Below are 17,282 nucleotides of genomic sequence, written 5' to 3' on the forward strand. Positions count from 1 at the left end.
CTTACAAGATAGCGTAAAACGTAAACGATTTAGACGAGACCCAGAAAAGTACCTAGAAAGCCTGGAAAACCTATGGGACGCACAGTGCGTTTGCTAATCTTGCCGTCGTAGTTTTTTTTAACAAACTTAGGAACAGGGTGAAATACATTTGATACAGAAGTTTAAATGGCGTATGAGGAAGTTGGAGGGATAGGGGGATTGAGCCGATCAGTTGGCATGAAGCTTTTTATACTAATTTTTTGCTGTATTCTCGTACTCGTTGTCACTCTTGGCTTCTTCTCTTATCAGAGATCCAAAAGTATCATCCAAGAGAAAATGGCGGGCTCAACCGCTCAGACCATTGAACAGGCCGCGGATAAAATCAATTTGCTTTTACAAAATTTCGGTTATGTCACAAGTCAATTAATTAATGACAGTTCTTTCATGAAAGCGGCCAAAGATTTTGTTGCTTTGCCTGAAGGTGCGCTCGATAAAATTCCAATGGGCTTAAATGTGGGGGAGCGGCTCAACAATATAGCGGATGCCAGTATGGGGATTGTCGGTGTGTATCTCCTGCCTGTCGATGGCTCGAAGGCGGTCTCGAATTCGTCCGATGCGATCGGATCGGTGAACCAGGAAGAATGGTTTAAGCAAATCGTGAAAGCGGACGGTACGCTTGTCTGGTTGGCGCCTAAAATAACGAAATTGAACGGAAGTCAAAAAGACGACACGTTTTCGTTTGGGCGCGTGATAAGGGGCGAGAAAAGTGGCGGAGACTTTGTGATTTTGTTGGAAATCAAATTAGATGTGATGAATACAGCTCTCAATCGAATCGAGCTTGGCGATTCGGGGCGTATGGTGATGTTTACGGAAACGAACCAGCTTGTTTTGTCTCCGGATCGTGGGCAAATCGGGAAATCCTTCGATATTCCATTGGGGCCGGAATTGCTGAAACAGGCGGTTTCGCAAGGCGTGACGAGAATTGTGAAAGCGCAAAGCGGGGAGCAGATGGTTGCGCTCAAGCAATTAAATGCCTCGGGATGGTTTGTGGCGGCCGTTGCGCCAGTTTCGGAATTGGTTAAGGAAACCAAGTCGATCTTATATGTGACGCTGTTCATGATTATGCTGGCTATGATTGTAGCAGTTTTGCTGGGGCTCTGGATATTCAGGATGGTTGGCAAACCGCTTGCCGCGCTCCGCAATGTGATGCTCGAAGGCGAGAAGGGGAATTTGACCGAAAGGGCGGTATTTTCCGGCAAGGATGAAATCGGTCAGCTCGCTATTAGTTTTAATCGTATGATGGAGCAAATTACAGGGCTGGTGCAGCAAACGAACGGATCGGCCGGAGTGGTGTTCGAAACGTCCGATGGGTTGTTGATCGCTTCTAAACAGACAGCTGCCTCTGCGAAGGAAATCGTTGTGGCGACGGGAGAAATTGCTGCGGGTGCGTCAATGTTGGCTGTTCAGATGGAACAAGGCAACGATCTGACACATAGGCTTGCAAACAAGGTGGCGCAGGTTGTTCGCGCCAATGAACAGATGGAGGCGGCCATCGACCTCATTCGGGAAGGCAGTGGAAAAGGGGCTTCCAACATGAAGGAACTGATTTCTCAAACGGACAGGACCGAAAAGATGACCCTTGCAATGCTGGCTAAAGTGGAGCGATTAAAGGAAAGTACCTCGTCCATTCGCAAAATTCTTGAAATTCTCAACCGAATAACGCAGCAAACCAATATTCTGTCATTGAATGCAACCATTGAGGCTGCTCGTGCGGGGGGAGCTGGCAGAGGCTTCATGGTCGTGGCAGGGGAAATCCGCAAGCTGGCCGAGCAGTCCAAGTTATCCATTGAAGAGGTGGGTGTTTTTACTCAATCCATTCTGCGGGAAGTTGAGGAAACTGTAGTCGTATTAACGGAGGCGTATCCTGTGTTTCGTGAGCAGATGAATTCGGTGAATGAAACGGATCTTATTTTCGAGCAGGTTCAGCATCAGGTGTCTGAGTTTGCAAATAAATTGGGTAGCGTGAACGTTTCAATGCGGGAGCTGGATGAAATGCAGTTGGTCTTAATCGATACGATGAGCAATGTCAGTGCTGTGTCTGAGGAGTCCTCGGCGACTTCACAGCAGGTGGCCTCGCTGAGTCAAGAACAGCTTCATGTCAGCGAAAGTTTGATGAGGTTAGCGGAGAAGCTGGATTCCATGTCGATGACACTCAAGGCGGCTCTAAATCATTTTCAAGTGTGATTGAGGATATGTGGAAAATTTTGTGTTTTATTAAAAAACGATACTTATTATGAATTATGGATACCTTTTGCTCTCGAGTGATCAGGATGCGTTAAATAAAGCAACCATTTATGAATTGCAATGCCTTTTCAATTTACAGGCTATGTTGTTAAATAAATGTAATGAAATATAACATCGATTGTATAGGAAGGTGACTATATATGGAATGTAATGAGGTGCTTGGGTTGGAGTTGTCGGATATTATTGAGCAAAAACGGGATATGTTCATCAGTGTGAGCGATCAAATTTGGGAGTTTGCTGAAACGCGCTTCGAGGAGTATCAATCAGCAGAGCTCCTTTGCCACGCATTGGAGGAAGAGGGATTTGCGGTTGAGCGAGGCGTAGCTGGTATGGAAACGGCTTTTGTTGGTAGTTATGGTAGCGGCGGTCCTGTCATTGCATTTCTGGGCGAATACGATGCTCTCGCCGGATTAAGTCAATTTGGCGGCATTGCGAAAGCGAGTCCAGTCATTGACGGAGGGAACGGTCATGGCTGCGGACATAATCTGCTTGGCACCGGTTCGCTCGCAGCGGCAGTCGCATTACGCTGTTATATGCAGGAAAACGGCATACCTGGAACCGTCCGTTATTACGGGTGTCCGGGAGAAGAAGGGGGCTCTGGCAAGGCGTTCATGGTTCGCGCTGGATTATTCGACGATGTGGACATTGCGCTTTGCTGGCACCCGGGTATCAGCAACGGGGTCTTGACCGGCCAAACCCTAGCGAACTATCAGGTTTATTACAAATTCAAAGGGCGTACGGCCCATGCTGCCGGCAGTCCTCATCTGGGTCGAAGCGCACTTGATGCAGTTGAGCTGATGAATCTCGGCGTCAATTACTTGCGTGAACACATTATTCAAGAAGCTCGCGTACACTATGCGGTTACGAACACAGGCGGCATTTCGCCTAATGTCGTTCAGGGAGCAGCGGAGGCGCTTTATCTGATAAGGGCGCCAAAGACCGCTCAGGTCGAAGAGATCTATCAACGTATCTGCCGCATAGCTCAGGGGGCGGCGCTTATGACGGGAACGGAAGTTGACATTGTATTCGATAAGGCCTGTTCCAATCTGGTGCCGAATTCGACACTTGAAACGATTATTTATAACAGCTTCCAGTCGCTGGGCGTACCCTCTGTGGAAACAGACGAAATTCAGTACGCTCAGTCGATTCGTTCTACTTTGTCTGAAGCGGACAAAAACTTTATTAGAATCAAGGAACTGGATGGCAAGGAACTTTGCGATACGATTCTTCCTTATACAGAGCAAGACGGTGAGCAAGTACTTTGGGACTCGACAGATGTGAGCGACGTTAGCTGGATCGTCCCGACTGCACAGTGCTTTACTGCATGTTGTGCTGTAGGGACACCGGGACATACGTGGCAGGTGGTCTCTCAAGGCGTGACATCGAACGCCCATAAAGCGATGCTCCTAGCGGGTAAAGTGCTGGCAGCTACGGCGTTGGAGGTACTCCACAATCCGGATCTGATTGACAAAGCGAAGGCGGAGTTGAACGAGAGGTTGGGTGGCCAAACTTATGTCTGTCCGATCCCTGAAGGCGTGAAACCGTCTGCTCGCAAATAAGTGTAGGGTGCATAAAGAATAAGCTAATAATACGAGGAGACGTGTTGAGCCTATGAATCCATTAGTGGAAGTATCACATTTGCAGACAGCATTTCAAACGGATCAAGGGGAGGTCGTCTCCATTGACGATGTTAGCTTTCAGTTGAGACCAGGAGAAACGTTAGGCATTGTTGGCGAGTCTGGGTGTGGGAAAAGCGTCACTTCGTTGTCGATTATGCGGTTGTTAGGCCAGCGGGGACGGATACGTACTGGACAAATTTTATTTAACGGCGAGGAGTTGTCAAAGGCTGGGGAAGCGAGGATGCGGGAAATTCGCGGCAATGAAATTTCTATGATCTTTCAAGAGCCGATGACCTCACTGAATCCGGTGTTTACAATCGGGCATCAGTTGATCGAAGCGATCAAGCTGCATTTGAAGATGAGCAAGAAGGAAGCTCGCAGCTATGCCATCGAGATGCTGAAGAAGGTTGGCATCCCGCGGGCGGATGTGATCATCGATGACTATCCTCATGCACTCTCAGGCGGGATGCGTCAGCGTGTAATGATTGCAATGGCGCTCTCCTGCAAGCCGAAGCTGCTTATTGCTGACGAGCCCACAACGGCGCTGGATGTGACGATTCAGGCGCAAATTTTGGAATTGATGAAGAAACTCAGGAAGGAATCGGGTACGTCGATCATGCTAATCACGCACGATTTAGGCGTCATTGCGGAGATGGCGGACAAGGTGATCGTCATGTACGCCGGGCAAGTTGTGGAAGAAACAGATGTGTTTACCCTGTTCGACGATCCGAAGCATCCATACACGCAAGGGTTAATTGGCTCGATTCCCCATCTGGACGGGGATAGTGAAGCACGATTGGTCTCGATTCCGGGTACGGTACCGTCTTTGCACCAGATGCCGTCAGGCTGTCGGTTTCAGTCCCGCTGCGCTCATGCGACGGAGCGCTGCGCTAAGGAAGCTCCATTGCTGTTAGCTGCAGGCAGGGGGCATCGGGCACGGTGTTGGCTCGTACTGGAAGAAAGCGCAACAGATACATCGGAGGTGTCTTAACATGGTTAAACTCGAGCAAGAGTTAAACGTACCGCTGCTGCAGGTGGAGAGGCTGAAAACCTACTATCCGATTAAGAAAGGTATTATTTCCCGAACAGTTGGGCACGTGAAGGCTGTCGACGGGGTCAATTTTTCGATCTATGAAGGGGAAACACTAGGGCTAGTTGGCGAATCAGGCTGTGGCAAGTCGACAATTGGCAGGACGATCATTCGGTTGGAAAATCCGACTGAAGGTCATATATTATTCCAAGGCAGCGATATTTCCCACTTCTCTTCGGGGGAAATGAAGCAGGTACGTTCGGACATGCAAATGATTTTCCAGGACCCTTATTCCTCGCTCAATCCACGTAAGCGTATCAGGGATATCCTGGCCGAACCCTTAAAGGTGCATAACATTGTGCAGCAGGCGGACGTAGCGAAACGGGTAGATGAGCTGCTCGAGATGGTCGGATTACCCAAAAGCTACAAAAACCGCTATCCCCACGAATTCTCTGGTGGCCAGCGGCAGCGGATCGGTATCGCACGGGCGTTGTCACTCAATCCGAAATTAATCGTATGCGACGAACCAGTTTCTGCGCTTGATGTCTCTATTCAGGCGCAAATTCTGAATTTGTTAAAGGATTTGCAAAAAGAGCTGAATTTGACTTATTTGTTTATCGGTCATGGACTGGGGGCGGTGCGCTACATTAGCGATCGCATTGCGGTTATGTATTTGGGGAAAATCGTAGAGGTAGCCAAGACGGCGGACATCTTCCGTAATCCGAAGCATCCATACACACAGGCACTGCTCAGTGCTTACCCAGTGCCGAATCCGCATCTGAGAAGCAAGGCGAGAATCGTTATTCAAGGAGATGTACCGAGTCCGGCCAAACCGCCAAGCGGTTGCCGGTTTCACACCCGTTGTCCACTTGCCAAGGCAGTATGCCGTGAACAAGAGCCGGAACTAAAGTTACAGGGTGCGAATCATGCGGTCGCCTGCTTTGCGCTTGATTAAAACCATAGTAAGCGAGTTAATTGCGTGATGCTTATGTTTGCGAAATGAGATTTGCTAATGCAATATGCTAAGCCGATGCTTACGAAGACAGTTTTCCAGAAGGAAAACGCTATGGAGGGGTATACATGTTTTCCTATATCATTAGACGGCTTTTGATCGCAATTCCCGTGTTATTCGGCGTGACAATCGTGAACTTCATCATTATTAATATGGCGCCAGGAAGTCCTGTGGATATGATGATTGATCCGTCAATCTCAGTCGCGGATATTGAAGCAAAAAAAGAAGCACTTGGACTAAATGATCCGTTGTATATCCAATACTTTCATTGGATAAGCGGGTTGATTCAGGGAAACCTTGGATTTTCGCTGACTTCTTATCAGTCGGTCGCACATATGATCGGAGAGCGGATAGGTCCGACGGCGCTGCTAATGGGATTATCGCTGATTGTTGGAATATTGATCGCCGTGCCTATGGGCATTTTGAGTGCGACGAAACAGTATTCAAAGTTGGACTATCTGGCGACAGGCGGTGCGTTCGTTGGTATCTCAGTACCAAGTTTTTTTCTAGCATTGGGATTGATTTATGTGTTCGCAATGCAATTGAAGCTGCTCCCTTCTGGGGGGATGATTACGCTAGGTGGCGACGGTGGGGGATTCGGTGATCGGCTGCTGCATTTGGTGCTGCCAGTCACTGTGCTGGGTATCGGAATCGCTGGCAAAAAAATTCGCTATGTGCGCTCCAGTGTGCTTGAAATACTTGGACAGGATTACCTGCGGACGGCTCGGGCTAAAGGGGTACACGAATTTTTTGTCGTGAACAAGCACGGGCTGCGTAATGCGCTTATTCCAATCATTACGGTGATTGGTCTGGAGATTCCGATGCTGCTTGGAGGAGCAGTCATTACGGAACAGATTTTCTCGTGGCCGGGCATCGGGCAGCTGACTATTGCATCTATCATGTCACGGGATTACCCGACGCTGATGGCACTGAACATGATGGCCGCAGTTATAGTGCTGGCTGCTAACTTGCTAACGGATATCGTCTATTCTATCGCGGATCCGCGGATCAAATACAATTAAAAATAAGAAAGGGGGCGCTTGCATGTCAGCGGCAGAAATGAACATGAAAGAGAACTACGGCATGGGTAATGAAGCTGGGAAAACAGTGCGAAAGCGGGGAGAAATAGAGGAAAGCTACCTACGGATGGTCTTGCGCCGATTTAAAAAACACAAGTTGGCCGTCGTTGGATTAGTTGTGATGACCTTGATGGCCTTGCTAGCGATCTTTGCACCGCTGGTGGCGCCGCACGATCCGTATAATGTGACGGGAACTTTCGAGGCGGCACCGTCCGCCAAATACTGGCTAGGCACAGATCAGACGGGGCGCGACGTACTCAGCCGATTGATTTATGCTGCGCGGGTATCGCTATCGGTAGGTGTAGGATCCGTGCTTATCGGTGTAACGATTGGGACAGTGTTGGGTCTGGTATCGGGCTTTTTCGGAGGCTGGGTCGATATGGTTGTGATGCGTGTTACGGATGTGTTTATGTCGTTCCCGCAATTGATGCTGATTTTAGTCGTTGTCAGCCTGGTAGGTCCAAGCTTATGGAATGTGATCATCATTCTTGGGCTATTAGGGTGGACGGGAGTTGCTCGGTTGGTTCGGGGCAGCGTGCTTTCGATGAAGCAGATTGACTTCGTGAAGGCAGGAGTGGCGCTGGGACTTGGTACTCCGCGCATTCTATTTATGCACATTCTGCCGAACGTGACCGCACCGATTCTCGTGAACGCGACGTTTGGTATCGCAGGTGCGATCCTCGTGGAGGCATCACTGAGCTTTCTGGGATTGGGCGTTCAACCGCCGACGGCTAGCTGGGGAAATATGCTGACAGACGCTCAATCGCTGACTGTCTTGACCTCGCAGCCATGGCTTTGGGTTCCTCCCGGCGTCATGATCATTATTTCTGTGCTGTCGGTTAACTTTATAGGGGACGGTCTTCGCGATGCGCTCGATCCTAAAAGTTTGAAATAGTAAATCTTTCACAAACAACTATGATTATGCTTTTCGCAATATGGAGAAATTGGAATGGTTATTACAGGTAATACGAGCATTGTGTTACGGATCGAACTAGATACTTCGTTGGGAACGTTCGCTGAAATCAACGGAGTCATTGGACATGCAGGCGACGATATCATTGCTGTTGACGTTATTCATGCCAGCAAGGATTATATGACCCGTGATATTACAGTCAATGTACAGAACGAAAATGTCCAGGCGTTGGAGCTGGTCCTTCGCGGTATGCAAGGGGTGAGGCTGCTCCATGTGTCTGATCCGACATTTCTAGCCCACTTAGGCGGGAAAATTGGAATATTACCTAAGGTTCCCATTAAAACGCGCGACGACTTGTCGAAGGTGTCCAACTTTCGGAGGGATAAACTTGGAGGACATTTCCTCCCCACGCTGTTTTGAAATTGAAGAACGGCTGAAGCGAGAGCTTAGCATACCCGTATTTCATGATGACCAGCATGGAACGGCTGTGGTTCTCATGGCTGGTCTGTTCAACGCTCTGAAGCTGGTGAATAAACCATTGGAGAGCATTCAGGTTGTTGTAAATGGAATCGGGGCCGCCGGAACGTCCATCGTGAAGATGCTCCTAGCAGCAGGAGTTAGCCGAATCATCGCGGTTGATCGAGAAGGTGCGCTGTGCAAGGGGAAAGAATTTGCCAACCCAATGTGGGCGTGGGTAGCGGAGCGGACGAATCCCGATCAAATCGAAGGGCCTCTTTCCCGTTGCATCGAAGGGGCAGATGTCTTCATTGGCGTATCGCGCAAAGGCGTATTGACAGTTGAAGACGTCAGGTCGATGGCAAAAGACCCTGTTGTATTCGCGATGGCAATCCGGACCCAGAGATCGAACCTAAACTCGCTCAACCTTATGTAAGAGTCATGGCCACCGGTCGCAGCGATTATCCGAATCAAATAAACAACGTATTATGCTTTCCGGGTATCTTTCGCGGGGCTCTCGATTGCCGAGCATCTGAAATCAATGAGACGATGAAGCTTGCGGCTGCCCAAGCGATTGCTTCTGTCGTTTCCGGAGAAGAGTTGAACGAACATTACATTATTCCGAGTATTTTTAACGATCAAGTCGTACCTGCCGTGCGCAGGGCTGTCATTGCTGCTGCCATTGCTACCGGCGTCGCGCGAAGAATACCAAGAGAATTTCGAAAAGTGGAGGAATTGATACCATTATAGGTAGACACCTGATGTACAAGACTAAAAAAAAGCAGCTTTGGTTAATCATTACTGTTGGGCTCGGGGTACTCTTAAATCCGCTGAATACGTCGATGATTTCAGTCGCTTTTTCAAGATTGCAGGAAGAATTTGATGTTCCTTATAGCTCCATTTCCTTGCTAATCGCCACTTACTATGTCGCAAGCGCCATTGCGCAGCCTGTTATGGGGAAGATAAGTGATATGCTCGGACGAAAGCGCATTTTCCTTTTTGGCCTTCTACTTGTTACAGTATCCTCTTTACTAGCTCCACTCGCTCCAAGCATTGGCTGGCTTACAGGTCTTCGTGTCCTTCAAGCGATAGGAACATCTTCACTGTATCCTTCTGGAATGGGGATTATTCGAAGCAGCATTACAGATAATCAAGCTAGAGCCTTTGGCGTGATGTCGATTTTTTCTTCCACATCTGCCGCCTTCGGTCCTTCGATAGGGGGCTTATTAATTCAATATGGAGATTGGCCGGCAATTTTCATAGTGAACTTTCCAATTATCTTAGCGGCTTTCTTGCTTTCAATCAAAATACTTCCGAAAGACGGACCACGCTTATCGCTCATAAAAAGCGGACTAGACATGTGGGGAATCATCTTTTTTACTGCACTAATAATGAGTTGGCTGTTGCTCTTCCTTTCCTTCGAAAAACGCGTCAACGTATGGCTGCTTCTAACAAGCTTAGCACTGAGTTATTTATTCTATAAATTTGAATTAAAGCGCACCCAGCCATTTATTGATATGATTTTTTTGAAAAGCAATCTCAATGTCTGCTTGCTCTATGTGCAGTTTATTTGTATAAATATCGTTTTCTACTCGATCATGTTCGGTTTTCCCTCTTATTTGCAGCAATTCCAGCACTACGATGTACAGCAGGTCGGTATCATGATGCTGGCGCTATCAGGGTTCGGTATGTTCGTCGCTCCCCTAGCCGGCAGATTGATCGACAAGTCAGGCTCCAGAATACCACTGATCGTAGGCTCTCTATTGGTTTTGTCAGGTATGCTGCTCATCATGCTAATTCACGATGATTCTGCTTCTTATACGATATTTGCCATCTTATCGATATTCGGCATCAGCTACGCCTTTCTAAATCTTGGCATGCAAACGGCTTTATATTCGTATGTGTCCGCTTTAGAAACCGGCATCGCTTCAGGCTTGTTCATGACTTCCAGATTTATGGGAACAATTCTCTCATCCAGTTTACTGGGAGCTGTCTTTAGCCATGAAATTACTACGCTGCGACTGCACAGTATGGCCATCGTGTGTTCTGTGATCGCCTTGGCTCCTCTTGCGTTATCTATCAGAATGCCTAGCGATTCTGTGATTACAAGTGAGGTCAAAGACAAATGACTTTCTGATGCGGCAAAATGTAAACTAGTTAACAACTTGTGTATAGCCATTTCTGTATGATGGATGATATAACGCTGATCATGCACTGAAGATGGCAGCGTGAACAGCGTGAGCCCTAATAGCATGCGAAACCTACTGGACCTGTGTGAGGAAGGAAGAATTAAATGGCAACTAACAGCATAATTATCCGTTTGGAAATCAATCATGCAGAAGCTACTTTCGGAGATGTGGTTTCAGTCATCAGCAAAGCCGGCGGCGATATCACGTCGATAGACGTTATTCGCTCGGGGAAGGAGACATCGATTCGTGATATCACGGTGGATGTTAACGATTCGGATGAACCTTACATTGTTGATATGCTTAAGCAGCAGTTTGGTATCAAGGTGATCAATGTATCAGATCGAACCTTTCTCATGCATTTGGGTGGTAAAATTTCGATCCAATCCAATTTGCCCATAAAGAATAGGGATGACTTGTCAAGAGTGTACACACCGGGAGTGGCCCGTATCTGTACGGCTATCCACGAAGAACCACACAAAGCCTATTCTTTAACGATTAAGAGGAATACCGTTGCGGTTGTGACGGATGGTACAGCCGTGTTGGGGCTGGGGGATATCGGTCCTCATGCGGCTGCGCCTGTTATGGAAGGTAAAGCTATGCTCTTCAAGCAATTGGCGGATGTGGATGCATTCCCGATATGTTTGGATACAAAGGATACGGAGGAGATTATCCGTATAGTCAAAGCAATGAGTCCTGTATTTGGAGGTATCAATCTGGAGGATATCAGTTCTCCTCGTTGTTTCGAGATTGAGGCCCGATTGGATCAGGAGTTGGATATTCCGGTGTTTCACGATGATCAGCATGGTACAGCTATTGTGGTGATGGCAGGTTTATTTAATGCTTTAAAGGTTGCCGGTAAACGGATTGACCGGGTACGAGTTGTTGTAAATGGCATAGGTGCAGCTGGTGTATCGATATGTAAAATGCTGCTTGCTGCCGGTGTACAGCAACTAATCCCCGTAGATAAGGATGGTGCCATATACCGTGGGGGCAGCTATTCGCATCCGATGTGGAGTTGGCTTGCGGAGCAGCCGCAGGTTGAAGAGCGGTCAGGCGCACTTAAGGAAGTTATTCAGAATACGGACGTCTTTATAGGCGTCTCTCGGGGCGGGCTATTGAACGCTGAGGATGTGAAGCGTATGAATCCGGGGAGTATTGTATTTGCAATGGCTAACCCTACTCCGGAGATCTCCCCCGAAGAGGCTCTTCCTTACGTTAGTGTTTTCGCAACAGGTCGCAGTGATTATCCGAATCAGATCAACAATGTGCTTGTATTTCCCGGAATATTCCGAGGTGCGCTCGATTGCAGGGCGCGAAGTATTAACGAGCCCATGAAACTTGCTGCTGCGCGTGCAATAGCTTCTGTGGTATCGGACAATGAACTGAATGCGCAGTATATTATTCCGAGTATTTTTAACGAACTTGTCGTGTCAAAGGTGCGCCATGCCGTGATTGAAACAGCCATTTTAACAGGAATGGCTAGACGAATACCTCCTGATTTCAGATAATAGCTTGTTTCAATTTCGTATGTTATTCCGAAAAAGATGCAATAAACAAACATTCCAGTCCATTCTCATGTCGGTTTGGGATGTTTGTTGAACTTAAACGAGAATTCGATGGGAATGCACTTAAGGACTATTTAGGAGTAGGGATTTAACTTTGCAATCAAATGTTATCTTAATTACGGTTCGAAAGAATGAGAATCAATATGAAGCAAACTCGATTCAAGCCTGTGAACTGTCTTCATTTCATTAACGGTCAATTCGTGCCTTCGCTTGATGGCAAAACATTTAATAATATAAACCCGTAATGACGGTACTGAGGTAGGGGCATGGAACCAGTGTATCCCCACTAGTTCACGAGGTTGCTTTTATGAAAGACCAGACAGGGTCAAAAGGAAGACTTCATCACATATGCTACGCCATGCAAACGCGCCAGCATCTTATGGACGCAGCCGAATATTTACAGATTATGGTATCACGATCGAGGCAGGTCCCAGTAAACACGGAATTAGTCAAGCATACTTTATGTATGTATTTGAGCCTGGCGGCAACCGTGTGGAGTTGTTCTCTGACGGCTATTTAATCTTCGATCCCAGTCATAAAACGGTTACGTGGAGTGAGAAGGATTTGGAGAAAGGGATTATCTGGTGGGGCGGGTCATTGCTGGGCGAATACTTCCTTTATGGCACGCCTGCTGTCAAATAAGCAATAATGTTTGGAATGGAAACAAGACCCTGGAGCCTTAGCTGGTTCTGGGGCTATTTTTTTTGCGACAAAATCGAGATTGTGTTAATCACTTTACAATATTGATCTGCAAAAGCTCTTATAATTTGATTTAAGTCGATATTACGAATGTAAAATTTCTTGCAAAGATTAAAAGGAGGATCAACCCATATGTTAAAAACTGAAGATAACAAGCTCATTACCCAAACGGATGCGGGTACACCCATGGGCGAATTATTCCGTAAATACTGGATTCCAATTGTGAAGTCGGATGAGATTGCAGAACCGAATGGCAAGCCGTTGAAAATTAAAATTTTAGGTGAAGATTTGCTCGTTTTCCGGGATTCGGAAGGTAAAGTGGGACTTGTTGACGAGAAATGCCCACACCGTCGTACTTCTTTATCTCTAGGTCTTAACGCTGATTGTGGATTAACTTGCATCTACCATGGTTGGAAATTTGATGTGGCAGGAAACTGTTTGGATATTCCTTCAGAACCGGCTGAAAGCAATTTGAAAAAAGCCATTCATTTAAAAGCTTATTCCGTGGTAGAAAAGAACGACATCATTTGGGGATACCTGGGTCCTAAAGAATCTGAACCGCCATTGCCTGATTTTTACTGGATGTCACTCCCTGACAATCAACTGATTTCAGAACGTGTTTGGCAGGAATGCAACTACCTTCAAGTTATGGAAAATGATGTAGATTATGTGCATGCCGCCTTTTTGCATAAGGCCTTGAATGAACAGAATATTAGCAGCGAATTATTAAGCAGTGACCTGGGGATCAGTCCCTCTCATCCTTTGGTTAAGAATCCTCCGGTTAAACAAGCTGTTGAGAACACTAATTATGGTAAACGTTGTATCGGTGTTGGGGTGGAGGATGAGAACAACTTTGCATTTATGGAAATTCATTACATCTTCCCGTTCTATACCTTTCCACCGCGGATGAAGGGTGAGGATGGCATGTGGCATGCATTTATTCCGCGCGATGACCACAGCACGTGGAGCTGGGATGTCCAATTCTCCCATGATAGACCGATTGATGGAGCAGGACAAAGCCAAAGAAGAGGCTTGATCTTGGACGAGAGCTTGCGGAAGCTGCGTAACCTTGGAAACGATTATGAGCAGGACCGCTCCTTGATGATTGATGGCAATTATTCGGGTATCCGCGGAATCGCCAATCAGGATCATGCGGTTACGGAGACAATGGGCCCTATCGTAGACCGCTCCAAGGAGCATCTGGGAACTAGTGATTTACCACTCATTCATATACGCAGAATGCTTCTTGAGCAAGTTAAGGGATTAAAGAAGAAAGAAAAAGAACTGCATGAAATTCCGTTGAAAGAGCTATTCAGCTGCGGAGCAGTGGATTCGAAAACAAAAACCTGGAGAGAATCCATTCCGCTTCCAGAAGCCTTTCAGCTTAGCAATGACAAGCAGTTTGAGGAGACCTGATTCCATGAAACAGAAAGCTTATGACGGATACACCTCGTTCTCTTATTTGGCTGAGGGGGTTGATTATCAAAGCGTACCGTTATCAAGCCAGGAAGCCGCTCCTGAGTCGTATACTTTCCATTTAAACGGAGAGCAGGAGGCAAGAGTGCAACAAATCTTTGACAAGCATATCATAGTATCAATGAGAGATCATGGATTTATCATGCCTGCACGTCGTGATGATATCGATCAATATTGTCGGGATGGATATACCGCTTTTGCATACGAAGGGTTAGCCAAATCCGGCTTGGATGTGGTGTTCGATAATTTTATGGATGGGATCATGAACATTACCTCCAAGGCGGGGTTAAAATGGGATGATGTCATCTACAATCTAGGTTTGAGATATTGTGATATGGCTATGCAGGATACCGCGATCATAGCAAGCACCATAACTGATATCCACAAAGCGCATGAAGGCGGACAAGTGGCTATTGTCCCTTGTCTGGAAGCTGCTACAGCCATAGAGAACGAGATTGACCGTGTTGATATCCTCTATGGGTTTGGCATTCGTTGTATGGGAATAACCTATAACGAAGCAAATACGCTTGGCACGGGATTGGCTGAGAAAAGGGACGGCGGATTAACCAGTTTTGGAAAAAGAGTGGTTAAACGAATGAATCAACTAGGGATGGCGATCGACATCTCCCATTGCGGAGACGTGACAAGTCTGGATGTCATTGAAATGAGCGAGAAGCCAGTGTTGATTACGCATGCTGGAGCAAGGACTCTTTGGAACACACCGCGTATGAAATCTGATGAGGTATTGCTGGCCTGCGCAGCAAAAGGTGGAATTATCGGCATATTGGCGGCGCCCAATACAACACTGACCAAGGAGAATCCAGGACATTCATTAGACTCGGTCATGGCACATTTTGAGTATATCCGCGAGTTAGTCGGGATTGATCATGTAGGGTTTGGTCCTGATACGTTTTATGGCGACCATGTCGCTTTGCAGCACGCGGTTGATCAGCGCTTAAGCATCGGTGAGTCGCATAGCGGAGAGAAATTTAATGAGGCTCCTTTTGTGTTGGGGGTAGAAAATCCTACTGAGGCCATGCCCAATATCGTCAAGAGTCTTGTTCAGCATGGTTACAGCAATAAGGATATCGCAAAGGTTGTAGGCGGAAACGTCATGCAGGCTTTGCGGAAAATATGGATGAAGTAAGAGCTAAGTAATTGGAAGCCATTTATTATTTTGGAGGCGATCGGATGAACCTTGAAGCCTATGTGAGTCAACTGCTCGGTACAGATGAGCCCTTATTAATGGACATTGAGCCTTCTTTTATTCTATTTATGCCAGAGGAGGAGACACAGGAAGATGATTAATCCTGATTTTGCAACGTTGACCGAACTAGCAGAAGGTTATGCTCGCAAAAGGTTTTCTCCTACCGAAATTGTTCGTTCTAACCTTGCGCGTATAGAGCGATTGCAGCCGGAGCTGAATGCATTCATTCACGTCATGTCGGAGCAGGCATTGGCAGATGCGGAGGTACTTGAAAGGGAAATGCTTAATGGTGAAATTCGCAGCCCTTTGCACGGAGTCCCAATTGCAGTCAAGGACATGATACAAACTAAAGGGATTCGAACAACTGCTGGATCGAAAGTGCTAGAGCACTGGATTCCGGATGAGGACGCTACGGTTGTCACACGTCTTAAGAAGGCAGGCGCAATCCTTATCGGAAAAGCGAACATGCATGAATTTGCGATGGGCGCAACCAGTGAAAATCCTCATTACGGCGATGTGCGTAACCCATGGAATCAGAACAAAATTTCTGGAGGTTCTAGCGGTGGTTCAGCGGTGGCTGTAGCTGCGGGGATGAGTGTGACAGCAATCGGCTCAGATACAGCCGGTTCTATCCGGCTCCCTTCGGCCTTATGCGGGATTGTCGGGCTTAAGCCGACTTATGGCAGTGTCAGCCGTCACGGGTCTATACCGTTCAGTTGGTCTTTGGACCATATTGGCCCGATGGCAAGAACTGTGAAAGACACAGCTTTGGTTTGGAATTGCATAGCAGGTATGGACTCAAATGATCCGACCACGTTCAAGAGTAAAAATGCGGTTTATGAAGATCCTGAGGCGGGACTACTTAAGGGGCGAAAACTAGGCGTTTGTCAGGAATATTTCTTTGAAAATGTTCATGAAGAAATCAGGGTCTTATTGAATCAAGCTCTTAGCCGTTTCCAGGAATTGGGGGCAGAAATCGTGGAGATCAAGCTTCCGGGGTTACAGCAAGCGCAGCAGGCTCTGCGGATCATTGCACAATCGGAAGGAAATTCATTTCATCGGCCCATTTATAGTTTGCACCCGGAGTGGTACGGCGAAGATATCCAATACCGACTCCAATTCGGTCAGCAGGTTTCGGCGGAGCAGTATTTGCAGGCACAAAAAACGCGCAATATGTATATCCGGCAAGTATTGGAAGAGATGAAGGGCATAGATGCGCTAGTATCACCCATGAATCATAATCCGCCTTTCTCCAGAGGTTCGGTTGTACCGGCTGATGCTATTAATAATATGTTTAGATTGGCTAAGGCACCGCTTGCCAATCTGCTCGGTTTTCCCGCAATTTCTGTACCTTGCGGTTACTTAGAGGAAGGATTGCCTGTTGGTATGCAGTTGATTGGCAAGCCGTTTGCAGACAAGAAGCTGTTACAGATTGCACAGTTGTACGAGCAGACAGAGAGTTGGACGATACGTACCGATGAACATCAGTTTTACGCCAAACGTTAATAATGAACCGGAGGGAAGAAGATGCCAATTATTCAAGTACAAATGATGCAAGGAAGAACAGAAGAAAAGATTAAGCTGCTGATCAGCAATATTACCGATACGGTTGTAGAAACGCTAGATTTACCCAAAGAAAGAGTAAGGGTATTAGTTAACGAAATTCCCAAAACACATTGGGGAATTGCCGGAGTCCCTCAATCCGAAGCACCAAAGAATGCATGATCCGGCTTTTGCAAATTGTAAAAACCACA

13 protein-coding genes and 1 pseudogene are annotated in these 17,282 nt (G+C 47.0%); all 14 read left to right on the top strand.

The genetic code is table 11. The features are described 5' to 3' along the window. Window positions 1-198: 198 nt before the first annotated feature. The 14 genes and pseudogenes from AC58P7_RS08035 (at window position 199) to AC58P7_RS08100 (ending at window position 17,253) form a co-directional block, all read left to right on the top strand. Window positions 199-2,223 carry a methyl-accepting chemotaxis protein gene (locus AC58P7_RS08035; RefSeq protein ID WP_497341580.1) on the top strand — a complete coding sequence of 675 codons (2,025 nt, stop codon included), beginning with the start codon at window positions 199-201 and terminating at the stop codon, window positions 2,221-2,223. A gap of 200 nt (window positions 2,224-2,423) precedes the next feature. Then, entirely contained in the window at window positions 2,424-3,842 is a 1,419-nt protein-coding gene (locus AC58P7_RS08040; protein WP_497341582.1) for a M20 family metallopeptidase, read from the top strand. Between the two features lie 52 nt (window positions 3,843-3,894). Next, window positions 3,895-4,893 carry an ABC transporter ATP-binding protein gene (locus AC58P7_RS08045; protein ID WP_497341584.1) on the top strand — a complete coding sequence of 333 codons (999 nt, stop codon included), beginning with the start codon at window positions 3,895-3,897 and terminating at the stop codon, window positions 4,891-4,893. Between the two features lies 1 nt (window position 4,894). After that, window positions 4,895-5,887 (top strand): ABC transporter ATP-binding protein, encoded by a 993-nt coding sequence (locus tag AC58P7_RS08050; RefSeq protein WP_497341586.1) that lies wholly within the window; start codon window positions 4,895-4,897, stop codon window positions 5,885-5,887. A gap of 125 nt (window positions 5,888-6,012) precedes the next feature. Next, complete coding sequence (locus tag AC58P7_RS08055; RefSeq protein ID WP_497341588.1) at window positions 6,013-6,966, top strand: ABC transporter permease; 954 nt, start codon at window positions 6,013-6,015, stop codon at window positions 6,964-6,966. 61 nt (window positions 6,967-7,027) lie between these two features. Beyond that, a complete protein-coding gene (opp4C, locus tag AC58P7_RS08060) occupies window positions 7,028-7,918 on the top strand; it encodes an oligopeptide ABC transporter permease (protein ID WP_497342039.1) in 891 nt (296 codons plus the stop codon). Between the two features lie 54 nt (window positions 7,919-7,972). Further along, window positions 7,973-9,142 (top strand): annotated as a pseudogene (locus AC58P7_RS08065) (NAD-dependent malic enzyme). Between the two features lie 11 nt (window positions 9,143-9,153). Further along, entirely contained in the window at window positions 9,154-10,521 is a 1,368-nt protein-coding gene (locus AC58P7_RS08070) for an MFS transporter (RefSeq protein WP_497341590.1), read from the top strand. Between the two features lie 164 nt (window positions 10,522-10,685). Then, window positions 10,686-12,089, top strand: a complete 1,404-nt coding sequence (locus AC58P7_RS08075) for an NAD-dependent malic enzyme (RefSeq protein ID WP_497341592.1) — start codon at window positions 10,686-10,688, stop codon at window positions 12,087-12,089. A 405-nt stretch (window positions 12,090-12,494) separates the two neighbouring features. Beyond that, window positions 12,495-12,788, top strand: coding sequence for a VOC family protein (locus AC58P7_RS08080; protein WP_497341594.1), 294 nt, complete (start codon window positions 12,495-12,497; stop codon window positions 12,786-12,788). 189 nt (window positions 12,789-12,977) lie between these two features. After that, the gene (locus AC58P7_RS08085) at window positions 12,978-14,261 is read left to right on the top strand and encodes a Rieske 2Fe-2S domain-containing protein (RefSeq protein ID WP_497341596.1); all 1,284 of its coding nucleotides are present in this window, start codon (window positions 12,978-12,980) and stop codon (window positions 14,259-14,261) included. Between the two features lie 4 nt (window positions 14,262-14,265). After that, window positions 14,266-15,468, top strand: coding sequence for a dipeptidase (locus AC58P7_RS08090; RefSeq protein WP_497341598.1), 1,203 nt, complete (start codon window positions 14,266-14,268; stop codon window positions 15,466-15,468). 153 nt (window positions 15,469-15,621) lie between these two features. After that, window positions 15,622-17,034: an amidase gene (locus AC58P7_RS08095; RefSeq protein ID WP_497341600.1), complete on the top strand. Its 1,413-nt coding sequence runs from the start codon at window positions 15,622-15,624 to the stop codon at window positions 17,032-17,034. A gap of 21 nt (window positions 17,035-17,055) precedes the next feature. Then, on the top strand, window positions 17,056-17,253 hold the full coding sequence (locus AC58P7_RS08100) for a 4-oxalocrotonate tautomerase (RefSeq protein WP_497341601.1): 198 nt from the start codon (window positions 17,056-17,058) through the stop codon (window positions 17,251-17,253). The last annotated feature ends 29 nt before the right edge of the window (window positions 17,254-17,282 follow it).

The organism is Paenibacillus sp. J22FR5 (genome assembly GCF_059691975.1).